This is a genomic window from Psychrobacter immobilis (assembly GCF_904846285.1).
Lineage (GTDB): Bacteria > Pseudomonadota > Gammaproteobacteria > Pseudomonadales > Moraxellaceae > Psychrobacter > Psychrobacter immobilis_D.
This window is the reverse complement of record NZ_CAJHAD010000001.1, coordinates 93399-120353: the sequence shown is the minus strand read 5'-3', so window position 1 is coordinate 120353 and position 26955 is coordinate 93399. Positions and strand designations below refer to the sequence as shown.

Sequence of the window (26955 nt, the reverse complement as noted above, 5' to 3'; positions counted from 1 at the left end):
GTTACAACGTGAGTAATAAAATGAAAGCGGCCGTGCTGCATGAATTCGGACAACCCTTAGAAATTGAAGAAGTAGATATTCCAACCGCAGGTGCTGGTCAAATCGTCGTAAAAATGCAGGCATCAGGTGTCTGTCATACCGATTTGCATGCCATTGAGGGCGATTGGCCAGTCAAACCTTGCCCACCGTTTATCCCAGGCCACGAAGGCGTTGGTCTTATCACTGCCGTTGGTGACAATGTGCACCATGTCAAAGAAGGCGACCGAGTCGGTATCCCTTGGCTCTACTCTGCTTGTGGCCACTGTACCCATTGCTTAGGTGGTTGGGAAACTTTATGCGAAAGCCAACAAAACTCTGGTTATTCCGTAAACGGCAGCTTTGCAGAATATGTACTAGCAGATGCCAACTATGTCGGTATCATTCCTGAAAGCGTTGACTCTATTGAAATTGCACCAGTGTTATGTGCAGGCGTCACGGTTTACAAAGGTCTTAAAATGACCGACACCAAGCCAGGCGATTGGGTTGTCATTTCAGGTATCGGTGGACTGGGACATATGGCTGTTCAGTATGCCATAGCAATGGGATTAAACGTTGCTGCTGTGGATATTGATGAAGAAAAACTGGCATTCGCTAAAAAACTGGGTGCCAAAGTCACTGTCAATGCGAAAAATACTGACCCTGCTGAATATCTACAAAAAGAAATCGGCGGTGCTCACGGTGCGCTCGTGACAGCGGTATCTTCAAAAGCCTTTGATCAAGCGTTGGGCATGTTACGACGCGGTGGTACTTTGGTCTGTAATGGTCTACCAACGGGCGAATTCCCAGTATCCATTTTTGATACTGTTTTAAACGGTATTACCATTCGTGGCTCAATCGTTGGTACGCGTCTCGACTTGCAAGAGTCGCTAGACATGGCAGCAGCAGGCAAAGTAAAAGCCACCGTTGCCGCTGAGCCACTAGAAAATATCAATGATATCTTTGATCGTATGCGTGATGGCAAAATCGAAGGTCGCATTGTCATTGACTATAGTATGTAGCAACAATTATGTTGCCACATGCTTTATAATATTTTGAGATCCGTAACACCGTCTCAATGACTGGCTAGATTAATCATTAGTAAAGGGTCGTATCATTTTCAACCACATATGATAAATGATGTGAGTGAATATGATGCGACCCTTTATATTTTATTTTACTCAGTATGATTATGAAAGGCATCCGTTCGGGTCTAACGATAAGGAAATCATTATGAAAGTCACGGCAACAGAATCCTGCAAAGCATTAATCGAATTACTCAAATCTAAACATGGCGAGCTGATGTTTCATCAATCAGGCGGCTGCTGCGATGGTAGCTCACCGATGTGTTATCCATTGGGCGAGTTCAAAGTGGGCGGCCAAGACGTGCTCATCGGTGAGCTAGCTGGCTGTCCTTTTTATATGGGTAAAGCGCAGCATAAACTCTGGCAACATACCGATTTGACCATCGATGTGGTCGATGGACGTGGGGCCAGTTTTTCGCTTGAGATACCTGAAGGTAAGCGCTTTATTGTGCGCTCAGAAGTATGTGCGCTATAAAATGCGACTTTATTCACAATACGCTATAAGTCTCATATCAGCGCATTTTATGTCTTATCGGACATTGAGTTTTTCATAACACTTTGAGCAATATCACTTTGCCAAATACCACTTGGTCATTTTTATTGCATTATTTGAGCAAAATAATAGATACTGTAAGACGGAAGCGATTTTAGAAGCTCGCTTTAATGAGCGCGTTTTAATAAGCATGGATGCTATAAGGAAGATAACATGGAAGTTGATCCAAAGTTTGATTACGTCATCGTGGGTGGCGGTTCTGCAGGCTGCGTGCTTGCCAGCCGGCTGACAGAAAATCCAGACATCAGTGTCTGCTTATTAGAATATGGCGGCGAAGGCAAAGACCTTGCGGTTCGTGTCCCTGCAGGTTTGATTCTCCTAGTCCCAGGCAAACCGCTAAAATTGAACAATTGGTGCTTTCATACTACCCCGCAAGCGCATCTGAATAACCGGCGTGGCTTCCAACCACGTGGGCAATGCTTGGGTGGTTCATCAGCGATTAATGCCATGATTTATACCCGTGGCAGTGCCTTAGACTATGAGCGCTGGGTTGAGCAAGGCTGCGAAGGTTGGGGTTTTGACGATGTGTTGCCCTACTTTATCAAAGCTGAAAATAATATCCATGGCGCAGATGAGCTGCATGGTGATAGTGGACCTTTGCATGTCAGCGACTTATTAAGCCCGCGTGATATCTCAAAAGCATTTGTAGAAGCTGCCGTTGCCAATGGTTTAGATCAAAATGATGACTTTAATGGCAAAAAACAAGACGGTGCAGGCTTATATCAAGTCACCCATTTTCATGGCGAAAAACAAGGTCAACGCTGCTCTGCGGCGGCCGCTTATTTGCATCCAGTTCAAAGCCGACCAAATCTGACCGTCATTACCCACGCCCAAGCCAACCGAGTCATCTTTGAAGACAAACGAGCCGTTGGCGTCGCTTATGAAAAAGATGGCGTCGAGCATACGGTGATGGCAAACCATGAAGTGATTTTATCAGGTGGCGCTTTTGGCTCACCCAAAGTTCTGATGTTATCGGGTATTGGTCCTGCTGAGCATTTGCAGTCTCATGATATCGATGTCTTAGTCGATGCGCCCGAGGTTGGCGGTAACCTACAAGACCATTTAGACGTCGTCTTTGATTATAAGGTTAATACCACTGATGTCATCGGTATTGGTATGGCAAGCATTTCAACCTTAACCAAAAGCATTCGCCAGTGGAGAAAGGATGGCACGGGCCTCTTGTCTACCAACTATGCTGAAGCGGGCGCGTTTTTTAGTGTCGGTGACGACCCAAAAGAATGGCCAAATACTCAGTTGCATTTTGTCATATCGCGCGTGATTGAGCATGGTCGTGATCTTAGACGCGGCTTTGCCGTCTCTTGTCATAGCTGTTACTTAAGACCCGAAAGTCGCGGGACAGTAAGGCTTGATTCAGCCGACCCATCAGCGGCGGTATTGATTGATCCAAACTATCTCTCGCATCCCAAAGACGTAGAGTATATGGTGGCGGGCGCTGAGCGTACGCGCGCTATTATGCAAGAATCGCCCATCGCAAAATATATCACCGAAGACTACCCTGCTCCTTATATCGAAAAAGACGGTATGCTCGGCTATATCCGCAATAAGTCAGATACCATCTACCATCCTGTCGGTACTTGTCGTATGGGTTCAGATGACAAATCAGTGGTCGACTTAGAATTAAAAGTACGCGGCGTCAGTGGATTACGGGTTATTGATGCGTCCGTAATGCCGACCTTGATTAGCGCTAATACCAATGCGCCAACGATTATGATTGCTGAAAAATTGGCCGACCTTATTAAAGCCAACCACAACCATATTGAGCTAGCCGCGTCATAAAATACGTTAGGATAGGATGGAATGGGATAAGCAGCTTATTATGGCTGCTTTTCTTTAACAAGCTTATCTATTCAAAACTTTATATTCAATAAAATGAGAATAAGCTGATGGTATAAAAATATGGCTCATATTTTTTCGTTGCTATCTTTAGAACTTATTTAGGCAATTTTATATTAACAGTCTATGTTCTGGTTTTTAGAATACTGAAAAAAATCGACAAGCGACGTTAGTTTACTGAATTCAGTAACGACTAATAAATTCGGCAATAAAGATATTAAAACGAAACGTTTTCTATCAAAATTAGTTTATAGATGCCTTGCATTAGCAGTGTTTAACAGAGTATATTTAAACGACTTATTTATATCAGTATTTTTTGCAAACCTGACTGACGGTTTATAGAACCTGACGCATTTTTTATTTGCTTATCAACAATACGATATAAACAATTGCTTTAAAGGGAATTAAAAGGACGTCAAGCATATTTATGGTTCGCAAACGAACTTATAAAGATGCTTGGCAACTAATTATAATTACATAGGATGTAATAATGCAAAAATCACTTTTCAAATTGACCCTGTTGGCGACGGTTATCTTAGGTATCAGCGCCTGTAGCGGCGACAACAAAACCACTGACGGAACTGCTGCCAGCTCAGACGCCAAAGCCGCGAAAACCCTACTTTATTGCTCAGAAGGCAGCCCTGCTGGCTTCGATCCCGCACAGTATACGGCAGGTACTGATTTCGATGCGAGCGCCTATCCTATTTACAACGGCTTGGTAGAATTCAAAAGAGATGGCACTGAGATTCAGCCAGCCTTAGCCGAAAGCTGGGATATTAGCGAAGACGGCAAAACCTATACCTTTAATCTACGTAAAGGTGTCAAATTTGGTAAAACCGATTACTTTACCCCAACCCGCGATTTTAATGCGGACGACGTAGTCTTTACGCTAGAACGTATCACCAATCCTGATTTTGAATTTAATAAAGCCTATCCTGCTGAGTTCCCGTATTCTGTCGGCATGGGATTGCCTGATCTGATATCTACTATCGAAAAAGTCGATGAAAATACCGTAAAAATTACTCTCAGCGAGACCAATGCGCCGTTTTTACAAAACCTAGCGATGGCCTTTGCTTACATCGATTCTGCTGAATATGCAGACAAGTTAATGGCTGCTGGTAATGCTGCTGATATCAACACCAAACCAGTAGGTACCGGACCTTTCGTCTTTACCTCCTACCAAAAAGACGCGCAAATTCGTTATACCAAAAATCCAGATTATTGGAACAAAGACGATATTCATATCGATAATCTTGTATTTGTTATCACTAAAGACTCGGCGGTTCGTGCGCAAAAAGTGCAAGCTGGCGAATGTCATGTGTCCGCTTATCCAAAACCTGCCGAAATTGAGTCTGTTAAAAAATCTGGTAAGGCCACCGTGCTTGACCAACCCGGCTTCAACATCGGTTATGTCGGCTATAACGTTGAAAAGCCAAAGCTTAGCGACCTTAAAGTTCGTCAAGCATTAGATATGGCCATCAACAAAGAAGCTATTATCAACGCCGTTTATCAAAGCGAAGGGCTTAAAGCCACCAATCCTATGCCACCCACGCAATGGGGTTACGATAAATCGATTAAAGATGCCCCTTATGACGTCGAAAAAGCCAAAGCGCTTATGAAAGAAGCAGGAGCTGACAAACTTGCCATCAACCTCTGGTATATGCCAGTTCAGCGCCCCTACAACCCGAATGCCAAGCTCATGGCTGAAATGTTGCAAGCAGATTGGGCGAAGATTGGTGTTAATACCAAGCTGGTCACTTATGAGTGGGGCGAGTATCTAAAACGCGCCGCTAAAGGTGAGCCTGATGTTATCTTAGCAGGTTGGACGGGTGACAATGGCGATCCAGATAACTGGCTTGGTTCGCTATTATCTTGTGATGCGGTCGGTGGCAATAACTACTCACGCTGGTGTAATAAAGACTTTGACAGTTTAGTAACCAACGCCCGTCAGATTACCAATCAAGATGATCGCGTCAATGACTATGTAAAAGCTCAGCAAATATTTAAAGAGCAACTGCCTTGGACCACGATGGCGCATTCGGTGGTAACGGTATTCACCGCACCAAACGTCGTCGATTATAAAATCAGTCCACTTGGCTCAATACGCTTCGATGGTGTAAAGATTGAATAATCTTAACTGATGAAGTCCGGTAAAACATGCACGATTGTTTAATTGCTATTCGGCTGGGTCAGATACTCTGCTCCAGCCGTATTTATATGAATTAAGCGCTTTGTTAAGCATCCTGTCACCGACACTCTCATCATTATCAACATTCTAGTCATCAACTTAGAATTATTAAACCATAACTATTGAACCACAACTATTGAGCAGCCCATGCTACTTTATATTTTGCGTCGTATTGCCATTCTCATTCCTGTCTATCTTGGCTTAACGCTATCGACATTTACCCTGATTCGGCTCGTCCCTGGAGATGCCGTCGAGATTATGATGGGTGAGCGTATGGTCGATCCAGAGCTGCATGCTCGTGCCTTAGAAAGACTTGGTTTAGACAAACCTCTTATTATCCAATATTGGGATTATTTAAGCGGTATATTGACCGGTGATTTTGGCACTTCTTTTCGTACCCGTACCCCCGTATTACCAGACTTCTTTGCCCATTTTGTACCAACCTTAGAGCTAGCTGTGTGCGCCATTGTCATTGCCAGTATCATTGGGGTGAGCTTAGGTATTTTTGCCGCGCTGCGCCGTGGTACATGGATTGATTACACCTTGATGTCAGGAGCGCTGGCTGGCTACTCTATGCCCATTTATTTATTAGGACCTATCCTAACCGGTATATTTGCCCATTATCTAGGCCTATTACCCGTCGCCGGTGTGATATCTGTCGCGCAGTTTTTGGACGTTAAACCTTTATATGGCTCATGGCTATTAGGTTCCTTGACCTCAGGTGAACCGGGCGCATTTTGGGACGTGGTAAAACACTTTATCTTACCGTCTATTGCTTTATCGACCATACCACTCGCGATGATTGCACGTATGACGCGCTCGGCGATGCTAGAGGTATTGGATGAAGACTATGTGCGTACTGCGCGCGCCAAAGGCTTATCGCCGCGCCGCGTGATATTGGTACACGTCATGCGCAACGCCTTGATTACGGTGGTGACTGTAATTGGCTTACAGATGGCAACCTTGCTCGCTGGCGCTATTATCACTGAGACTATCTTTAGTTGGCCAGGTGTTGGTAATTGGCTACTCGACGGCTTCTTTACCCGTGATTATCCTATTGTGCAAAACGGTATCTTATTGGTCGCCACCGCCTTGATTTTGGTTAGTTTATTTATTGATATTTTGTATGGTCTGATCAATCCGCGCATCAGACATACTTCTTAATTTAACATTGATAAATACTCATATTATAAATAGTGGCTATTGTTGTTTGCATGGTTTTGAGTGATTTTTTAGCAAATGCTTAATACTTATTAAGGCTAAAACTCTAAAACTTTAAATATTAGCAAAGCACTAGCCACTGTAGGAAATGCTCATGAAGCCTTCTGTTCTTCCCTCTGATCTTAAGCTGATGGCAGCGACACCGCCGTCATCTTGGCAGCTATTTTTATCCACATTTTGCCGCAATAAAGGCGCGGTACTTGGTTTTATAGTACTGGCCTTGATGGTGATTATCGCCATACTCGCGCCCGCCCTTGCGCCGCATGACCCTTATGAATTATTTACCGGTCAAGAGCAATTGCCGCCCGCGTTTTTAAGTGGCGGCGATACGATGTTTTGGCTTGGGACTGATGATGCCGGTCGAGATACCTTATCTCGGGTGATGTATGGCGCACGTTATTCCCTATTTATCGGTCTAAGTGCGACGACCCTTGCTATGTTGGTTGGCGTCTCGTTAGGACTTAGCGCCGCGTTTTGGCCAAAGGTTTGGGGCAAGGCGGTGATGCTAGTCAATGATATTTTGATGTCCTATCCAAGCTTGCTATTGGCGATTATTATTGCGGCTATCTTAGGGCCGTCTATGACCAACACCATTATTACCATTGCATTGGTTTGTACGCCGCCTTTTATCCGTCTGACACGCGCTACCGCCATGGTAGAGCTACAACGTGAGTACTTTGTTGCTTCGCAAGTCATGGGGGCTGGCGTGCTGCGCTTATTGTTTATCACCATTTTGCCAAATTGTATGGCGCCGCTCATCGTCCAAGCAACAATGATTTTTTCCTCTGCTATTTTAGAAGCAGGTGCGATTGGTTTCTTAGGCTTTGGCGTGCAACCGCCAGATGCCGAATGGGGCGCAATGCTCGGTACAGCGCGGCAATATATTCAAAGTAATGTTTGGCTCGCTATTTGGCCGGGTGTCGCCATCTTCTTAGCTGCCTTGTCGATTAACCTGACGGGTGATGGCTTACGTGATGCGCTAGATCCCAAATTAAAGCAGGTGACCTAAGATGACTGATACCTTAGATAAAACAGCGCTTACCAATACTTCTATGAATGGCTCGTTAATAAAAGAAGCGCCACTGTTGTTAGATATTGAAAATCTTTCGGTCACTTTTGGTCAAGGCGCGCGTGCTTTTCGCGCCGTCGATGATGTGTCCTTGAAAATCACCCAAGGCGAAGTCATCGCCGTCGTCGGTGAATCAGGCTCGGGTAAATCGGTCACTATGATGGCGCTCATGGGACTATTGCCGCCCTCTGCGACAGTTCGTGCCAAGCGGGTGATGTTTGATAATAAAGATATGCTGAGTATGTCAGCCAAAGAAAAGCGCGGCATCATTGGCAAAGACATTTCTATGATTTTTCAAAATGCCATGTCTTGCCTAAATCCAAGCTTCACCATTGAGATGCAGTTGGGTGAAGTACTACGCAAGCATCTTGGACTGCGCGGTGCAGCAGTACAGGCGCGTATCTTAGAGCTGCTAGAATTGGTTGAGATGCCGGATGCTAAAAATCGACTCAAAGTATATCCGCATCAATTATCGGGCGGTATGAGTCAGCGGGTTATGATTGCGATGGCGATTGCATGTGAGCCAAAACTGCTTATCGCCGATGAGCCAACCACGGCGCTTGACGTCACGGTGCAAGCGCAAATTATGGATTTGCTCGGGCGCTTACAACGTGAAAAACAAATGGCAATGGTATTAATTACCCATGACTTGGGTTTGGTCGCGCAAAACTCACGCGATGTCGCCGTTATGTATGCCGGACAAGTGGTCGAAACCAGTACAGTGCCGGAGATTTTTCAACATCCTGCCCACCCTTATACTGAAGCTTTGCTACAAGCCATCCCTGAGCTAGCTATCGGTCAAGATAGACTCAATAGCTTGCCGGGTGTCGTACCCAGCCAATATGATCGCCCAAGCGGTTGCTTATTGTCTCCGCGTTGTCCGTATAAAGAACCGGCTTGTGAAGTACCGCCGCCCATTTTAGATACGCCTAATGGCAAAGTGCGCTGTATTCACTCTGAATTGCCTAATCTACCTACTCGCACCTCTACCCATCACCCTGCTACTTTGGAGTCACAGCATGAGTCATAAAGTGGTCTTAAAAGCAGACAACCTACACAAGCATTACCCCGTCTCACAAGGATTGGGCAAGCCTAAAGCTTATGTTAAAGCGTTAAATGGTATCTCGTTTGAGCTTGAAGCGGGAAAGACGCTTGCAGTCGTTGGTGAGTCAGGCTGCGGTAAATCAACGCTTGCCCGCCAGTTGACGCTTATTGAGCAGCCGACTAACGGCGAGCTGTTTATCAACGATGAAGCAACGACCGGCTACAGCCGAAAAGCGCTCAAAGAATTGCGTACCGAAATTCAGATGGTATTTCAAAACCCTTATGGCAGCCTAAACCCGCGTCATACGATTGGCTATCAATTGACTGAACCTTTAGATATTCATACCAAGCTATCTAAAGAAGAAAAGCGTGACAAAATAAACGATATGATGAGAAATGTCGGTCTACGTCCTGAACATGCTGGCCGTTATCCGCATATGTTTTCGGGTGGTCAGCGCCAACGGATTGCCCTCGCCCGCGCAATGATGTTAAACCCTAAAATTGTCGTCGCTGATGAGCCGACCTCCGCGCTAGATGTGTCGATTCAAGCGCAAGTGTTAAATCTATTTATGGATTTACAGGATGAATATCATACCGCTTACGTTTTTATCTCACATAATTTGTCAGTAGTGCGCCATGTCGCTGATGATGTCATGGTAATGTACCTCGGTCAAGCTGTTGAGCATGGGTCTAAAGAAGCGATTTATAATGCGCCAAAGCATCCTTATACCATTGCTTTATTAGCGGCCGCACCGACTGTCAGTGGTCATAAAAATGATTTAACCCTACATGGTGAGCTTCCCAGTCCGCTTAATCCGCCAAGTGGCTGCGCCCTGCACAAGCGCTGTCCTTATGCCAAATCACAATGTAGTGAAATAGAGCCAAAGTTGCGCGAATGGGACGGTCGATTGGTTGCCTGTTTACGCTTAGAAGAGATTTACGGGTAAAGTCGTTATTTGCTAATCAACATTCACCACCCCGCGACACTTCGGAAATCGACTACAACCAAAAAAGGTCTGGCCTTGGCGAATACTTTTTTTGGCAACGCGTTTAACCATCTCGCTATTGCACTTCGGGCAATTTGGCGCTTGAGCTAAAATAGTTACATAATCTATTGGCTCAATGGGCACCGTTTTATGTGTTTTTAGCTCCGACTCTATAATCTCAAACGGTGTAAGAAAAACATCATTTTTGCTGAACTGCTTGTGGCTAGGCTGTTTATTGCTAGGCGGAATACTGGTAGACGGTGTACTCACTATGTCAGCCTGCGCCACTTCTGTTTGACCAGACCATCGCAGCACTTCTCTGCTTTGAAGAATGGTTTTTTTAGGAGGCTCTTTTACTAATGGCTCAGACGTAGGCTGATTAGCTGGTTTAGTCACTGCTTTAGCATCTGGCTTATCACTAGCTTGCTTGTTTGACGGGCTATGCTTGTCTTTTAAATAGGCTCTGTGCTGCTTATTGGTTTTCCAAGATTTACTAAATCTATTGCTTTCAATCTGCTCAACGATATCCCTGACTTCATCTTCGCTCAATAGCTCATGTTGTTTTTTCTTAACGTAAGATGCCATGTCGCTCGTCAATACATGCTCTGGCAACTCATCGCGAGTTTTAAGCTCACACTCACCAATGAACGCAATCATCGAATGGAAATAACTCAAATCCAGCTCTAACAAATCTGCTAATGTTTTGATATGCAGATAATTCTGCCGCAGTGGATTTTGAAATTTATACTTACGACCCATGATGACCTGCGTCCACTGTCTTTGTTTCTCATTACCGAATATCCAGCCTTTATAGTTTTTGGTTTCGATGACAAAGATGCCATATATAGAGACGATGACATGATCAATTTGGGTACTGCCACCATTTGCCAATGGCAAAGTGATATTATTCAGGCGATGATAAACATCTTTTTCAAGTTTTAACCACATGGCAATGTTAATGACGGTTTCGCCTAAAACACCTTTAAAGCTGGACATTAGCGACATGATTGTTTCTACTATATAGAGAATTACATTATTTATTTTAAGCGATAATCCCTTACTAATGCTTACTTTTATAACAACCCATAACTTTAATAATACATTGAAACAGCACAGTTGTAGTACGCTATCGCATTATTATTTAAGCTATAACGCTCAGTAATACTTTAAAACCACTTTAAAAGTACTTTCAATACTGACGACTTTAATACTACCCTTTGGATCATACGTATGAATACACGCGCCGCTTCTTGGCTTAAAATCACGTTAAGCACCTCTTTATTATTCTCCTTACCAGTAATGGGGCTGGCCGCAAGCACGATGCCACAAAAGTGGAAGCTGGATGTACCAAAAACCAATGTGGATTTTGAGGTCAAATACTTAGGCAAGGCGACCACCGATGGTAAGTTCCGTAAGGTAAATGGCGCCATCAATTATGATGTCAAAAAACCGGCAAGTACGACCATTAATTTTACCGTGCATACCAATAGTATCGATACCGAGCGCGGTTTACGCGATGCCTTTTTGCGCCGAAAAGAGCTACTAAATACTCAGCAATATCCGACGATGACATTTGTCTCAAAAAAAGTCACGATGATTACGCCTAAAGAAGCCAATGTGACCGGTGATTTTACGGTTTTAGGTCAAACCAAACCGTTGACGGTGAGAGTTACTCTATCGGATGTCGAAATTGACCCTGCAACCTCTCAACCGACGTTAAAGTTTCGCGCCACGGGCATGGTAGATCGCTATAGCTACGGGGTGACGGCTTTCCCGAAACTGATTAGTAATATCATTCCGCTTGAAATATCAGGTAAGCTGATTGCTGCTAATTAAGTGACAAAAAAAACTCAACTTAGAAGTTCTAAGTTGGGTAGATAACACAATAGATTTTTAAGACGCTCTTTTACAGAAACGCTCCATTATTTAGAATCATTATGACCTGAAAAATCAATCGAAAACCTATTAAATATTAAAACCATATTTTTTAAAATTTTTAGTACTGCCATATTTGATCTTCTGCTATACCAGCTTTGTCTATTTTATTTCTTCTTTTCTGAATTTTGGTATCTATTTTTTCTTGCTTTTTCATTGCCTTTTGGTTGATATCGTCTATCATTGCTTGAATCTTCTTATCCACTTTGTCTTGTTCTTTTTGACGCTGTTTATCTAACTTTCCTAGCTCTTTTTGACGCACCTTGTCTACTTTATCTTGCTCTTTCTGACGTTGCAGATTCAGCTTACTTAGCTTTTTTTGAACCTTTTTACTTAACGTAGTATCATCTTTCGCTTGTTTTTTAACCGATTTATTCGACATGATAACTCTCCTGAATCATATTATATAAGACATTTAGATACTTGATGGTAAGTCAATCTTCATGTCTAATCAACGTCCCAGTACAAAACAGGTACACGTCCTTAAGCTCGCTTTAAATTAGCAAACCAGATAGAACACTAATAACGGCTCGATATAGAACACCCTATTAAGCTTGATTAAAACCGAGAATTAATTAATATAAACTATTTCGGAATTAAAACTATATCCATCATTAGCTTAGCGCAGAGTTTTTACGTAAATAAGTACATTCATTTTATTGTTTCATGTTTATACTTTGGGGCGCGCGTGTCGCACCTTACGTTACAGCTTAACAATTCATTGTGTATCACGCCTCAACACCAAACTAATCATCAATCCATTTATAATCATTCAAAACCAAAAATTAATCACAAAAAAAAGAGCCGCCAGATTACTCCAGCAGCTCTTTCATAAACTCAAAAACTAAGTCTAAGCTTTGATTAATTACACCAAACTATTTACCGCATCAACCACAGCTTCAGCGGTAATGCCAAACTCTTCATAGAGCTGATCTGCTGGCGCTGACTCGCCATAAGTCGTCATACCGATGACTTTACCATCAAGGCCAACGAACTTATACCAGTAATCTACATGTGCCGCTTCTACAGCGACGCGAGCGCGGATATTGGCTGGCAATACGTCTTCACGGTAGCTAGCATCTTGCTCCATAAAGATTTCTGCACATGGCATAGATATTACACGTACGCCAACACCATTTTCGCTCAACGTTGCATACGCTTCCATGGCTAAACCTACTTCTGAACCCGTTGCAATGATAATGGCTTGTAGCTCGCCTTGCTCTTTCGCTAGGACATAACCACCTTTAGTGATATTAGCGACTTGCTCAATATCACGTGCTTGATGTGGCAAGCTTTGACGGCTGAAAATCAATGCAGATGGATTGTGTTCAGACTTAATCGCTTCTACCCAAGCAGTAGCAGATTCAGTCGCATCACACGGACGCCAAGTACGTAGATTAGGCGTGGTACGTAAACTGGTTAGTTGCTCGACTGGCTGATGCGTTGGACCATCTTCACCCAAACCGATTGAGTCATGCGTATAAACGTGGATAATGCGCTGCTTCATCAATGCGCCCATACGGACAGCGTTGCGCGCGTATTCCATAAACATCAGGAATGTGGCCACGTAAGGGATAAAACCACCATGCAGCGCGATACCATTGGCAATCGCCGTCATACCAAACTCGCGGACGCCGTAATAGATATAGTTGCCATCGGCGTCTTTCTCAATGCCTTTCGCGCCTTTAAATAGCGTAAGATTCGAGCCAGCCAAATCTGCTGAACCGCCTAACAGCTCTGGCAATAATGGCTGCAAAGTATTAATGGCATTTTGACTGGCTTTACGACTGGCAACATCACCGCCCTGCGCTTGGGTTTGTTGGATATACGCTTGTGCTTGGCTATCAAATTCAGCAGGCAATTCGCCATTTAAACGACGTAGTAATTCAGCTGCCAATTCTGGATAAGCCTTTTTATACGCTTCAAAGTCGGCATCCCAGTTCTTTTGTTGTACATCGCCTTTGGCTTTGGCATCCCACGCTTCATAGATTTCGTCATCTAATTCAAATGGTGCATGCTTCCAAGATAGCGCATCGCGGGTTAAGACAATTTCATCATCACCCAATGGCGCACCATGGCTAGCCGCTAAGCCTTGCTTGTTTGGACTACCAGCACCGATCGTGGTTTTACAAATAATTAAGCTTGGCTTAGAGGTTTCTTTGATCGCCTGTTCAGTAGCTTGCGTAATCTGATCAGTATCATGACCGTCAACTTTAATCACCTGCCAGCCATAGGCTTCAAAGCGGGCTTGCGTATCATCAGTAAACCAGCCTTCGACATTCCCATCGATTGAGATGCCATTGTCATCATAAAAGAATACCAGCTTGCCAAGACCTAACGTGCCAGCTAGCGAGCAAACTTCATGGCTGATACCTTCCATCAAGCAGCCATCGCCTAGGAATGCATACGTATGGTGGTCGACGATGTTATGACCATCACGGTTAAACTGCGCGGCAAGCGTCTTCTCTGCAATAGCAAAACCAACGGCATTAGCAATACCTTGACCTAATGGACCAGTCGTTGTCTCAATACCTGGGGTATAGCCAAGCTCAGGATGGCCTGGCGTTTTTGAATGCAACTGACGAAAGCCTTTTAGATCATCAACGCTGACATCGTAACCTGTTAAATGCAGCAATGAATAAATAAGCATTGAGCCATGACCGTTTGATAACACAAAGCGGTCACGGTTATGCCATTGTGGATCGGCTGGGTTGTGCTTTAAAAACTTACGCCACAAAACTTCAGCAATATCAGCCATGCCCATCGGCGCGCCCGGATGTCCAGAGTTGGCTTTTTGAACCGCATCAAACGACAACACACGGATGGCATTGGCTAATTTACGTTCGCTAATTGGAGCTGGCATAGAGTGTCCTAATATTCAAATGAGAAGTATGGATGACAAGCAAAAAATCGACTGAACAGTACAATAAGAGCGCGATAAACGCTCTTAAGAATTAGGGATTTAATTAAACGACCATATTAAATGACAATCTTAACATATTTGCCATAAGCCAAACTAAAAATGCGCTGACAGGAGCGTTTGTATTTAGCAATCACTCCTATCAGTTTTGTTAAACGACAAACAATGTTAGATTGCTAATCACAAACTGCGAGTCAACATAGAAACTCGCCGCTTATTGTTGAAAATTATGATAGATAACTGACTTATTAAGCGCTAATGGTTTCAATACCACCCATAAATGGACGCAACACTTCTGGAATCGTGATACTGCCGTCAGCGTTTTGATGATTTTCCATCACCGCAAGTAAGGTACGACCAACGGCCAAACCTGAACCATTTAACGTATGCGCCAAACTGGTCTGCTTACCATCTTTAACGCGCGTACCCATACGGCGTGCTTGGAAATCGCCACAGTTTGAGCAGCTAGAGATTTCACGATAGGTCTCTTGGCTTGGTAACCAGACTTCGATATCGTAAGTCTTTTGCGCCGCAAAGCCCATATCACCCGTACATAATTTGACCACGCGGTACGGCAGATTAAGCTGCTGTAAGATGTATTCTGCTTGTCCAGTCATCGCCTCAAGCAAGTCATCTGATTGCTCAGCGGTAGCAATATTGACCATCTCAACTTTTTCAAATTGATGCTGACGGATCAGACCACGGGTATCACGCCCATGTGAGCCCGCTTCACTACGGAAGCATGGGGTATGGGCGGTGAATTTTAATGGCAACTCTTTGATATCCAAACGCTCACCACGTACCAAGTTGGTCATCGGTACTTCCGCGGTTGGAATCAGATAAAAATCTGTACCTTCATTATTGGTATGATTGGTCAATTTAAACAAATCATCTTCAAATTTCGGTAATTGACCCGTACCTTTTAAACTCTCAGAGTTCACAATATAAGGAACATAGGTTTCAGTGTAGCCGTATTTGATGGTATGGGTATTGAGCATAAACTGAATCAAAGCGCGATGCATTTGCGCAAGCTGACCTTTTAATACATTAAAACGGCTACCGGTCAACTTAGCTGCCGCTTCAAAGTCAAGCATACCGAGCGTTTCGCCGATATGAGTATGATCTTGTATCTCAAAGTCAAACGCGCGCGGCGTACCCCATTTGCGCACTTCGACATTATCGTCTTCTGACGTACCAAATGGCACATCTGCTGCTGGGATATTTGGGATTTGCATTGCCGCTTGGCTAATACGCTCTTGCAAGGTACGCAGCTCATCTTCGGCTGTTTTCATCTCACCGCTGACACTTTGCATTTCTGCTAATAATTCACTGGCATCTTCGCCGGATTTTTTGAGCGCACCCACTTGTTTAGCACCCGCATTACGGCGCGATTGCAGCTCTTCAGTTTTGACTTGCAAGGATTTACGTTCGTTTTCAATATTTTGCCAAAACGCCATATCAAGCTTATAACCACGCGTGGCCAGCTGCTGTTGTAAATCCGTTAAATCACCGCGTAAGAGTTTTGGGTCAATCATAATAGTTGCCTGTAGCGCTAAAAGTGAGTGAAAAATAAAAAGGGAAAATAGTAGCCAAGTTATACTGAAAAAATACGAAATGGCGCGCAAAGCCTTATAATATCGTTATAAAGCTGCGCAATGATGCTATGTCAATCATAAAAATAAATAATAGTCACTATCATACCAAGACCCAGCAGATTTGACCATATTTTGGCTATATTTCAGCTAAATCTCGCCTGTTTTTTACGGCAGCTTTGCTAAGTAAAGACGCCGTAATATAAGCCGCATAATTCTCTTATTAACCAAGCCATCTGATTAACTATCCCATAAATAACGATGCTATCTGAGAAATAACCCTGCTATCCGTCAACAGACCCGCTTATATGTTTCATTTAAGAGCAGTTTTCGGTAAGATAAGCGCATATCTTTATTCTACTGCCAGCCAAGCACGGCATCGCAGCTTCGCTTTGGCGCTTTTCATCCCACGCTTTTAATCTAAGTATCTGAGAAACCTTTATGGCCCTGTACCCCTACACGCTACAACCTGTCGCCTTAAACTTAACTGAGGCTGAATTTCACCAAGCACAGTATGAGCTATTTGCCAGTGCCAGCCCCTCTTTTGGCCTGTCGAGCATTAAAATAAAAGAGTGGATTATTATGGCAGTAGCTGTCATTTTAGCCCTTGCTGGTCTGGTTTTTTTGACCGGTTATTCGACCATTATTTTCTGGCTCATGCTAGCGTCTGTGGTCATTTATCTGTTGGTTCGTACCCTTGGCTTTAAATGGTATGTCAAAAGAGAGTTTGAAAAACAAGTCGCTGACCAAGAAATGCCCGATGAAATGCGCCAGATGAAATTGGGGGTGCAAAAGCACGGTCTAGTGATGGCAATGCCGGTCAATCAGCCTGATATGTTTAATAGCAATCAGATGCGCGGCATGCAAATGCGTCCCGGTAGCACTCAGCAAGCGGTTATTCCATGGACTGCGATTAAAAGCTGGGATGAAACCGATGACTATATCTTTATGATGTTTGAGATGAAAGGTCAGCAAGGCAGCCAAATCGTTCCGAAACGCTTACAAGCGCAGAAATTTCCAATCGATACGGTACGTCAGCATTTACTAGAAGTGATTCCTGCTAAAGGCTTAAATCCTGAAAACTTGCAACCACCTGCAAAAGTATAAATCGGCTGCTAGGTTGTTAGCATGACTTATTAGCCTTGTACGATAGCTTGAATTGTATAATATAGACTGAATAGCCAAAACTAAATAATAAAGACGCCGTGGTTTAGGTAAATCAATTAGAGAATTCGATTAATTAAATTTAACTTATCATGGTTTCTTTGCTATTATAATAAGCATGAACAGATAAAGTGTAGAAGCAATAAAAAGCATAGAAGATATATAACGAGCATAGCAATGCAGGAGACGACTTGCTACACTCTTAGGCTTCTACATTTATGTCAGGCTGTTAAAGTTTACATTTATAAAAATAATCAGCCTATTAAATGAACACTCAAACTATAAGGATAATATTATGAGTAATACTAATAATGCGACCAACCAAATCGGTCTAGAAAAAGCAGATATGAGCGAAGTGATTGCGAAGCTAAACAATTTATTATCAAGCTATCATATGTTTTACATCAACGTACGTGGCTATCACTGGAACGTAAAAGGTGAGCATTTCTTCACTTTGCACCCACAGTTCGAAGAGCTGTATACCAATTTGCAAGTTGAAATTGATGAAATCGCTGAACGTATTTTAACCTTGGGTGGCACGCCGCTTCATGCTTATAGCGACTTTAGCCAACATACTAGCATTCAAGAAGATAAAAACGTAAAAGACGGTAATGCTTGTGTGAAAGGCGTGGTGACTGGCCTACAAGCGCTGATTGAAGAGCAACGTGAAGTGTCAGCGTTAGCACAGAAAGCTGAAGACCAAGGTACGGCTGACTTAGTTGATGAGTACGTACAACAGCAAGAAAAGCTGATTTGGATGTATAACGCTTTTTTGGCTAAATAACTGCTGAAGAATCGGTTATCACTAAATTACCGTTTATAAAAACGTCATTAGTGAATGAATAAGTAAGAAAAAAGCACCTAATAGGTGCTTTTTTTGCGCTGGGTTTGCCAATTAATTACTTTTTACTTCTGAATCCACTGACGCATTTTCTCGCGCTCAGCTGGGGTTGCTTGGAGCCAAATTTGCATAAACTGATCTAAAGTATTGGTAGATGCAGCAGCGCTTGTGGTTTGCGAAATCGTGGTCACTGCGCCTGTATTTACAGTGCTGGCAGTAGGTTGACCTAAAGCAGCTATCGCACGTTGGTTTTGTAGCTCGGCATCATCAGCGCCACCAAATACGCCGCCCAATGTTTTACCCAAACCTGACAACAAACCACCTTGATTACCCCCTAGACTCTGCTGGCTTGCCACGATAGTGTTATTCTGCTGCACTGCCAGTGTTGGACGCTTAGCATATTCTCTTGCCGCTTCATATTTTTCTGGCTGATTTGGCATGGTGAGACGGTAGGTTTGATTGTCTTTCAATTCTGCCGTCACACTCACATTACCCGAGCGCAAATAATCGTGTTCATCACGGCGCAAGTTATATAAACGATCATATTTAGCGGTAATCGCATGCTGACCCGGCTCTAGAGTAAAAGACTTCTTCAATGGCTGAAACGCGCTTTGCTGGATTTCTTGGCCATTAATCGCAGTCACTTTGATATGGTCATCAACCAGCAAGGTCACTGCAGCATGCGATAACATCGATACTGAGCCAGCAGTCATTAGTAACGAGCCAACAGTCAGTTTTTTTAGCAAAGAAGCGTTTGGTTTCATAAGTTATTCCAGAGATAGTAAGGTGGCGGTATAAAGGGCGTGTTTATGATTGTTAAAAACTAAAGATTAAAAATCGAGCGGCATAGTATGTTGGTCTTGATTGGCGACCTCATTATCTACTTGCGTTTCTTGGGCGATATCGGCAAGCTCGGCGGCAAGCGTTTGTTCATCGATGGTGCGCAGCGCATCACTGATGACCGCTTTGGATATATTACTACGCCCAAGATTGGAGAACATAGGCTGGATATAGTTCAGTACGTCCATCATAGCGCCGATACGATGCGGGCCTTCAGTAAGCAAATAATCAATAATGCGCTCATCGAACTGCCAACCACGCCGGCGTAAGATAGATTGCAACAATGCCTGACGGTCTGCCAAGTCGTGACCTGTCGGCACTTTAAAGCTTGGCGATTGCGCCAAACGGGTAAGCAAGTCTGTTAGCTGAAATGGTAATTCGGTCGCCGGTTTGTTAGAAGCAAAAATCAGCTGACGCTGCCCTTCTCGGCTACGATTAATCAGGTGAAACAATGCTTCTTGCCATTGACTGCTTTGCTCAAGCACCTCTAAATCATCAATCGCAAGCAGGGAAAAATTCTCTAGAGAGGATAGAACATTGACATCGGTATGAATCAGCTCATTCAATGACAGACAAATTGCCGATTTGTCCATCTCAATAAACGACTCACAAATGGCGGATAATAAGTGCGACTTGCCCGTCTCTGGGCTGCCAAATAGGTACAGCTGACCAATCAGGCCGACATGGAGCTGCCGCACTGCATCGATAATAGATATCCAACCCGGACCGGCAAAGTCGCTGAGACTCGCATCATGCTTAATGTCCAGATTGAGACTTAGCTGTGCTTCTGCCATGAATCATCAACTCGGTTTGCGTAGCGCAATCACTAAAAAGGCTAAACGACTAATATTCTGTAAACTGGCTTTGCTAACTTTTACACTTAGCAAAGCCAACCTAGTAACGGCAAATACCGTTGATACTGCGCCTATATATAACATATTTGCAAAATGACTGACAAGTCTTTTACCCATTAAGCCCAATCAATCCCTATTTATCCATTTTACAATAAATTATAAATGATTGATGAGGTGCTAAAATTCACACTTAACTAGCAAAAAAAAGCGCTACAAGGTCACTTTATTATAAATTTATTTTTCTTCAAATAAAGCCAACTGTTTACGACCTTTATAAAAGTCAGTAGATTGGTAATAAGCATACAGATGACGGAATAAAACATTAAGCACAGCGGACACCGGTAACGCGATAAGCATACCAACAAAACCCAGTAAACTTGCCCCTGCCAATACCGCAAAGATAACCCATAACGGTGACAGACCAATCTTGTCACCTAACAATAGTGGCTGCAAAACATAACCTTCTGCCGCTTGCCCTACTAAAAATGCCCCAACAATCAACGCTAGATAAGTCCAGTCTAAGCCAAACTGGAACAGACAGGCAATAATCGCGGAAATAAAACCGATACCAAAACCCAAGTACGGAACAAAGCTAGCAACCCCAGCGACCATACCAATAATCAAGCCAAGCTCAAGTCCGATAAGCTGCAACTGTATCGCATAAATCGCGCCCAGTAGTACCATGACCAACAGCTGGCCCTTAATAAATGCCATCAGCGCCTGATCACATTCTTTGGCAATCTGAACGACTTTTTCATTATAAGCCGCCGGAATAGCGAGCCGCCACGTCTGTAAACGCTTGTCCCAATTAAACAAGAAATAAAAGGTTAAAATCGGCACCAAGACAATCAAGCCAGCATTATTGATAAAATTCATACTAGAAGCCAGTATTTGACTCATCATAGTACTGGCGTCAGCAAACTTGTAATTGGTCTGCATATAATCAACCAAGGTTTCAGAAAAACCTTTAGCTTCTAGTTCTGGCAGACGAATGCGGCTATTATTGGCAAACCACTCACGCACAACTTGGTTATACCAATTTAATACTTTGGGCAGATATTCCCACGCCGCTTGCAGTTGGTGCCATAAGGTTGGTATTAACCACCAAAGCAGCAGCACCATACCAAGCGTAATGGTCGAATAAACAATAATAATCGCCATCCAACGCTTGATATATTTTGATAAACGCTTGACCAGCGGATTGAATAAATAAGCCAGTACAAAGGCAACGATAAACGGTACGATAACCGGCATCATCAAATACAATAAAAACACGGTCACAACAATCGCAACGACGATGAATAAGCGCCGGAAAAAGGGATCTATTGGTTGGTTTATCATTAAGGGTAACCCTACGATTAAGTCAATGTAAAATGCTGGCTTATGATGGTTTTTAATCAAGTTATGTCGTTAGCAACTTTATATTTATGATGTTATTTAGCAGTGTCATTGTCGTAGGTTTTGCCAACGACTTTGGCGTTCTATTATCGCAGAGTCCAACAAAAAAGCAGTCATTTTTTGTTTCTTAATTTTTTATTGAGCCTGATACAGTCTTTATTAGCAATCTTCTTCAAATATCAGCCAAATATTGCTAAGTTGCTTTGCGGGCAAGGGTCATTTTTGGGTATAATGCGCGCACTATCTGCGAAATTAACACGACCGATCCGCTTTTCTACTGACAGACCTTCATTCCCTATAAAATTTGTGAGATGACCATGAGTAACAAGCCTTCTTTAAGCTACAAAGATGCTGGCGTTGATATTGATGCTGGCGATGCGTTGGTACAGCGTATTAAATCAGTGGCAAAAGCCACCTCTCGTCCTGAGGTTGTGGGCGGACTTGGCGGTTTTGGGGCGCTTTGTCGTATTCCGACTGGTTACACCTCACCGTTATTGGTTTCGGGTACTGATGGTGTCGGCACCAAGCTTAAACTGGCATTACAATTAAACCGTCATGACACTATCGGTATCGACTTGGTTGCTATGTGCGTAAACGATTTATTGGTTTGCGGTGCTGAGCCATTATTCTTCTTAGATTATTATGCGACAGGCAAGCTTGATGTCGATGTTGCTGCTACTGTTGTCACTGGCATTGGTGAAGGCTGTAAATTATCAAATTGCGCACTTATCGGTGGCGAAACGGCTGAGATGCCTGGCATGTATCAAGATGATGATTATGACCTAGCGGGATTCTGCGTCGGCGTAGTCGAAGAAGCGGAAGTTATCACTGGTGAAAACGTGGCAGAAGGCGATGTATTAATCGCCCTTGCCTCAAGTGGCGCGCATTCAAACGGTTATTCATTGGTACGTAAAGTCATCGAAGTCAGCGGCGTTGATATTACTATTAGCAATGAGCAATTAGACGGCCAGCCTATTCAAGACGCACTAATGGCACCTACTCGCATTTATGTTAAAGCGATTAGAGCATTGCAAGACACTCTTGGTAGCTCATCTTTACATGCCATGTCACATATCACCGGCGGCGGTTTAACGGATAATTTACCACGTGTACTACCGGAGAATCTAGCCGCTAGCATTGATACCAACAGCTGGAAGTTCTCAGAGCTGTTCACTTGGCTACAAACCCAAGGTAATATCGAGCAAAGCGAGATGTACCGTACCTTTAACTGCGGTGTTGGTTTTGTCATCGTTGTCCCTAAAGATAAAGCAGATGCTGCTATTCAAACCTTGACCGATGCTGGTGAAAAGGCATGGAAGTTAGGCGAGATGGTTAGCCGTGAAGCGGACGCCGTGGTGTACCATTAATGTTAGACAGTCAGACAAAAGTTAATAATAAGTCGTTACGCATTGCCGTTCTGGTATCTGGTAGTGGTAGCAACCTGCAAGTATTGATTAATGCCATGCAAGCTGGGGCATTACCGATTGAAATAGTAGGTGTCATCAGTAACCGTGAAGACGCTTATGCCATCACACGTGCCAATGACGCATCTATTCCAGTCGCTGTGCTGTCACACGTTGCGAGCGGCAAACGCATGGGCATCAAAACCTTTGAAACCCATGCCAGCGCGCAGCTAAGCGCTTGGCAGCCTGATTTGATTGTCTTAGCGGGCTTTATGCGCGTATTAAGTGGCGCATTTATCGAGAATGCCCCTGCGCCGATGATTAATCTGCATCCTGCTCTGCTGCCTGCTTATAAGGGTCTCGATACCCATCAGCGTGCCATACAAACTGGTGAACGCAACCATGGCTGTAGTATCCATGTGGTCACCGCCGAGCTTGATGCCGGTGCTGTTTTGACCCAAGCCCTGCTTGAAGTCAATCAAAAAGACACTGCTGATAGCCTACAAGCACGCGTACAACAGGGTGAACATCAACTGCTACCATGGACGATATTACTGATTGCTAAAGGTATCATTGATCTGAATAATCCGCATAATAATGCTGAATCATCTTATTTACCCGCTTTACCTTTAAAGCTATGGATAAATAATTAGGCACTGAAGCCTTAAATATAGAGCTATATTTTATAGAAAAGCAGAACCGGTTATGGTTCTGCTTTTTTTATGTGCTTAAATGATCGGTAATTTATAGCAAAAAAAATGCCCCATTACTGAATAACAAGGCATTTAAAAAAACAAGGCTAAAACATTTTAATAATTAAATAGGTTTTTTACCAACCACGTGCACAGCTTTGATATTGACAAACTCTTTGATACCAAAGCCACCATGCTCACGACCATAACCTGAGTCTTTAACACCACCAAATGGCAATCCTGGATTGACTAAGTTATAGCCATTGATGTAAACCATACCGGTGTCAAAATGCTGCTGGGCTAAATTAATTGCCTTCTCTTCGTCCTTTGAAAAGATAGCACCGCCCAGTCCATAACGGCTGTCATTAGCAATTCTGAAAGCATCGTCTTGGTCTTTGGCACGAATAAGTGCCGCAACCGGACCAAATAACTCATCTTTATAAGCAGGTTGATCTGGTTTGATATTTTCCAAAATCGTTGGTGGATAAAAGGCACCCGGCTTATCAGGTACTTCACCACCTAAAGTAATGGTCGCACCTTTGCTGACACTTTCTTGCACTTGCTTATGCAACTCATCACGCTGCTTGCTGCTTGACATCGGACCTACGTCAGTCGATTCTTCCATTGGATCGCCGACCTTGTAGCTGTTGAATTTCTCAATAACCAGATCACGGAATTTATCGTAAACACTATCGACGACCACAAAACGTTTAGCTGCGATACAAGTTTCACCGTTATTGTATAAACGTGCATGCGCACAAGTAGTAGCCGCTAAATCCAAGTCCGCATCTTCTAATACGATAAAGGCATCGTTCGAACCAAGCTCCATAACGGTCTTTTTCAGCACTTTAGCCGCTTGCTGCGCTACCACTCGGCCGGCGACATCACTACCGGTTAAGGTAACACCGCGTACTTTTTCGTGCTCAATGACTTGCTCTGACTGATCATGATTAATGATGAGCGTACGGAACAAATCGTTTGGTAAATCAGACTCATGCATGATTTTTTCAATCAACAACCCTGAACCTGTTACGTTTGAGGCGTGCTTAAGCAGGATACTATTACCAGCCATTAAATTAGCAATGGTGTAGCGGAATACTTGATAAGCGGGAAAGTTCCATGGCTGGATACCATAGATAATGCCGATAGGATTGTAGCTAATCAAACCTTTTTTAATACCTTCAATATCGCGCTCATCATTCGCTAGAGCGGCAATTCCTTCAGCAGCGGTGAAATCACAAATTGCTTTACATAGATCTACTTCGCCTAAGCTCGCCTCTAACGTCTTACCGCGCTCTTCGGTCATCAGCTTCGCGAGCTCTTCTTTATACTTCATTAGCGTATCGCCAATCGAGTTGATTACTTTGGCACGCTCATCGGCACTGACCAAACGCCATTCTGAAAAGGCTTTGTGCGAGGCATCGATGATTTTATTGACTTCATCGCTACTCATATAAGTATAGTCTTTAATGTCTTTACCCGTCGCTGGGTTCACAGTAGTAATATCTGCCATGATAGTTATCCTTATTTATTTGATTATTATTTAATGAATACTTAATCAGCGAGGCACAATTGTTAAAAAACAATCTATCATCAAATAAGTCGATATTATCGAATCACTTAACAATGCCCGCTATAATTGTCTTTTTTCTTAACGTCTATTTAGCATAACAAAATGTATTGGCTATAGGTTTACAAGTTATAAAGAAGTGTGCGTATGATGTTAATAATGTGACAGTCTTATAAAAACTATCTGGAACCTTATAATCTTAAATGACCTTATAAGCTTGAATGATAGGTAAAGCTTAAAAGCTAAATCACCAAGAAAGTAGACAAATAAAAAAAACCAGCACATGAGACATGGGCTGGCTTTTTTGCGTTATTAAATGCTAATTTTATTGTTAGCGCATTAGAATAAGTGATTAATAATTGGTATCTCTTGCGGTGGATTCTCTTCATCATCGACGATTTGGCGAGCAACGTGCATGATAAGCTGACGCAACCAGCGATGGGCTGGATGATGCTGCAATAAAGGCGACCATGCCATGGTCAGCTCAAACTCTGGGATAAAGAATGGCGGTTCTTCCATGATGATACTGTCGTTATTTGCCTGCATTTTTGCCACCCGAGTGGGCAAGGTTGCAACCAAATCCTTATTTGCCGCGAGCATAGCGGGCATTTGATAATGGCGGGTAAAAACACTGATTTGGCGTTTTTGCCCTAAGCGTTGCAGCGCCTGATCGATAGAGCCAAGTCCGCCAGATTTTTCTGGATTAACCCCAAAGCCCACACCCATACCAGTTTTAGACACCCAAACATGTTGAGCTTTTAGATAGTTTTTGAGATTAAAGCGATGAGCATAAGGACTTTCAGAAGACAGTAGGCAGCTAAAGGTATCACGCCATACCAATACTTGATGGAAGCTTTGTGGAATCTCGTTAAAGCGGTTGATTGCCAAATCTACCCGCCCCTGCTCCATATCTCTGTATGAAACGTCAGATGGCGTCAAGAAATCCAAAATAACATTGGGCGCTTCAGAACGCAGTGCTTTAACCAGTTTTGGCACCAAAGTCGCCTCAGCGTAGTCTGAAGTCATAATACGGAAAACGCGGGAGGTGCTATAAGGGCGAAACTCGGTACGCGGCTCAAGCACTTGGGTCAAATCTGCCAGTATCTCACGAATGCGTGGTTGCAGCTCAAGCGCACGCTCAGTTGGCGTCATACCTTCTGATGAACGTACCAATAATGGGTCATTAAACAGTTTGCGTAAACGTCGCAAAATATTACTCATCGCAGGCTGGGTAATGCCAAGCTGCTCAGCAGCACGTGTCACATTTTTTTCGCGAAGCAGCACATCTAAATGTACCAATAAATTCAAATCAACCCGCTGCAAATTCATATATTTTTCTCTTTGCCTTAGAATAAATACCACAATAAGCTTGAGCAAACTTGGTATTTTTCGCACTGTTATTTTAACTAAACCTACTATAACAGCATAATATAAGTATATTTTTTACTGAATTCTTCTAGAATACCTCTATTATAACCTAGTTTAACCATCATAAGCCATTGTTTTATATACACTATAACCAAATAAAATACCCAAGATAATAATCATAAATTAGATAAATCTTGGTAAGGCAGTTATAGTGATTGCCGTAGACCAAATACAGCCAAGACTGTAAAAACAAGCTTTTAGCATTAAATATAATGAGTCTAAACGCTTAATAATAAAAGTATTTTGAAAATAAGTCGGGATAGCAGATACGATTGAGTGGACAATAAACCATCATAAACTATC

General features: G+C 43.2%; 22 protein-coding genes. 13 read left to right on the top strand and 9 right to left on the bottom strand.

Annotated elements, in window-relative coordinates; genetic code table 11:
- Positions 1-8 precede the first annotated feature (8 nt).
- The 8 genes from adhP (at position 9) to JMX13_RS00485 (ending at position 9976) form a co-directional block, all read left to right on the top strand.
- Positions 9-1037 (top strand): alcohol dehydrogenase AdhP, encoded by a 1029-nt coding sequence (adhP, locus tag JMX13_RS00520; RefSeq protein WP_227686153.1) that lies wholly within the window; start codon positions 9-11, stop codon positions 1035-1037.
- A gap of 211 nt (positions 1038-1248) precedes the next feature.
- Positions 1249-1575: a DUF779 domain-containing protein gene (locus JMX13_RS00515; RefSeq protein ID WP_201608877.1), complete on the top strand. Its 327-nt coding sequence runs from the start codon at positions 1249-1251 to the stop codon at positions 1573-1575.
- Between the two features lie 231 nt (positions 1576-1806).
- A complete protein-coding gene (locus JMX13_RS00510) occupies positions 1807-3450 on the top strand; it encodes a GMC family oxidoreductase (RefSeq protein ID WP_201608876.1) in 1644 nt (547 codons plus the stop codon).
- A 547-nt stretch (positions 3451-3997) separates the two neighbouring features.
- Positions 3998-5638 carry an ABC transporter substrate-binding protein gene (locus tag JMX13_RS00505; RefSeq protein WP_201608875.1) on the top strand — a complete coding sequence of 547 codons (1641 nt, stop codon included), beginning with the start codon at positions 3998-4000 and terminating at the stop codon, positions 5636-5638.
- A 204-nt stretch (positions 5639-5842) separates the two neighbouring features.
- A complete protein-coding gene (locus JMX13_RS00500) occupies positions 5843-6859 on the top strand; it encodes an ABC transporter permease (protein ID WP_201608874.1) in 1017 nt (338 codons plus the stop codon).
- A gap of 151 nt (positions 6860-7010) precedes the next feature.
- Positions 7011-7925, top strand: a complete 915-nt coding sequence (locus JMX13_RS00495) for an ABC transporter permease (RefSeq protein WP_025650615.1) — start codon at positions 7011-7013, stop codon at positions 7923-7925.
- Between the two features lie 43 nt (positions 7926-7968).
- Positions 7969-9015: an ABC transporter ATP-binding protein gene (locus JMX13_RS00490; RefSeq protein ID WP_201609240.1), complete on the top strand. Its 1047-nt coding sequence runs from the start codon at positions 7969-7971 to the stop codon at positions 9013-9015.
- Complete coding sequence (locus JMX13_RS00485; protein WP_201608873.1) at positions 9005-9976, top strand: peptide ABC transporter ATP-binding protein; 972 nt, start codon at positions 9005-9007, stop codon at positions 9974-9976. Before JMX13_RS00490 ends, JMX13_RS00485 begins: the two co-directional genes overlap by 11 nt.
- A gap of 12 nt (positions 9977-9988) precedes the next feature.
- On the opposite strand, the gene JMX13_RS00480 is transcribed toward JMX13_RS00485, so the two are convergent.
- Positions 9989-11020, bottom strand: coding sequence for an NERD domain-containing protein (locus JMX13_RS00480; RefSeq protein WP_201608872.1), 1032 nt, complete (start codon positions 11018-11020; stop codon positions 9989-9991).
- Positions 11021-11245: 225 nt separating this feature from the next.
- Here JMX13_RS00480 and JMX13_RS00475 point away from each other — a divergent pair, with 225 nt between their 5' ends.
- Positions 11246-11851 (top strand): YceI family protein, encoded by a 606-nt coding sequence (locus JMX13_RS00475; protein ID WP_201608871.1) that lies wholly within the window; start codon positions 11246-11248, stop codon positions 11849-11851.
- A gap of 160 nt (positions 11852-12011) precedes the next feature.
- Here JMX13_RS00475 and JMX13_RS00470 read toward each other — a convergent pair whose 3' ends face one another.
- The 3 genes from JMX13_RS00470 to serS form a co-directional block, all read right to left on the bottom strand.
- Positions 12012-12332 (bottom strand): hypothetical protein, encoded by a 321-nt coding sequence (locus JMX13_RS00470; RefSeq protein ID WP_201608870.1) that lies wholly within the window; start codon positions 12330-12332, stop codon positions 12012-12014.
- 483 nt (positions 12333-12815) lie between these two features.
- A complete protein-coding gene (gene tkt / locus JMX13_RS00465; RefSeq protein ID WP_201608869.1) occupies positions 12816-14813 on the bottom strand; it encodes a transketolase in 1998 nt (665 codons plus the stop codon).
- A gap of 305 nt (positions 14814-15118) precedes the next feature.
- Entirely contained in the window at positions 15119-16405 is a 1287-nt protein-coding gene (gene serS, locus JMX13_RS00460) for a serine--tRNA ligase (RefSeq protein WP_201608868.1), read from the bottom strand.
- Between the two features lie 498 nt (positions 16406-16903).
- Here serS and JMX13_RS00455 point away from each other — a divergent pair, with 498 nt between their 5' ends.
- Positions 16904-17569 carry a YcxB family protein gene (locus JMX13_RS00455; RefSeq protein ID WP_201608867.1) on the top strand — a complete coding sequence of 222 codons (666 nt, stop codon included), beginning with the start codon at positions 16904-16906 and terminating at the stop codon, positions 17567-17569.
- Positions 17570-17921: 352 nt separating this feature from the next.
- Positions 17922-18410, top strand: a complete 489-nt coding sequence (locus JMX13_RS00450; protein WP_201608866.1) for a Dps family protein — start codon at positions 17922-17924, stop codon at positions 18408-18410.
- A gap of 122 nt (positions 18411-18532) precedes the next feature.
- On the opposite strand, the gene JMX13_RS00445 is transcribed toward JMX13_RS00450, so the two are convergent.
- The 3 genes from JMX13_RS00445 to JMX13_RS00435 all read right to left on the bottom strand — a co-directional run bounded on the left by JMX13_RS00445 (position 18533) and on the right by JMX13_RS00435 (position 21502).
- Complete coding sequence (locus tag JMX13_RS00445; protein WP_201608865.1) at positions 18533-19231, bottom strand: DUF2057 family protein; 699 nt, start codon at positions 19229-19231, stop codon at positions 18533-18535.
- 66 nt (positions 19232-19297) lie between these two features.
- The gene (hda, locus tag JMX13_RS00440; RefSeq protein WP_201608864.1) at positions 19298-20101 is read right to left on the bottom strand and encodes a DnaA regulatory inactivator Hda; all 804 of its coding nucleotides are present in this window, start codon (positions 20099-20101) and stop codon (positions 19298-19300) included.
- Positions 20102-20395: 294 nt separating this feature from the next.
- Complete coding sequence (locus JMX13_RS00435) at positions 20396-21502, bottom strand: AI-2E family transporter (RefSeq protein WP_201608863.1); 1107 nt, start codon at positions 21500-21502, stop codon at positions 20396-20398.
- Between the two features lie 374 nt (positions 21503-21876).
- On the opposite strand from JMX13_RS00435, the gene purM reads away from it, so the two are divergent.
- Together purM and purN are read left to right on the top strand one after the other, a co-directional pair.
- Complete coding sequence (purM, locus tag JMX13_RS00430; protein WP_201608862.1) at positions 21877-22926, top strand: phosphoribosylformylglycinamidine cyclo-ligase; 1050 nt, start codon at positions 21877-21879, stop codon at positions 22924-22926.
- On the top strand, positions 22926-23615 hold the full coding sequence (gene purN, locus JMX13_RS00425) for a phosphoribosylglycinamide formyltransferase (protein ID WP_201608861.1): 690 nt from the start codon (positions 22926-22928) through the stop codon (positions 23613-23615). The genes purM and purN overlap by 1 nt, the downstream gene beginning before the upstream one ends.
- Positions 23616-23778: 163 nt before the next feature.
- Here the strand turns inward: purN and JMX13_RS00420 are convergent, their stop codons facing one another.
- Together JMX13_RS00420 and JMX13_RS00415 are read right to left on the bottom strand one after the other, a co-directional pair.
- On the bottom strand, positions 23779-25167 hold the full coding sequence (locus JMX13_RS00420) for an NAD-dependent succinate-semialdehyde dehydrogenase (RefSeq protein ID WP_201608860.1): 1389 nt from the start codon (positions 25165-25167) through the stop codon (positions 23779-23781).
- Between the two features lie 396 nt (positions 25168-25563).
- Positions 25564-26553 (bottom strand): LysR family transcriptional regulator, encoded by a 990-nt coding sequence (locus JMX13_RS00415; RefSeq protein ID WP_201544900.1) that lies wholly within the window; start codon positions 26551-26553, stop codon positions 25564-25566.
- Positions 26554-26955: the final 402 nt, after the last annotated feature.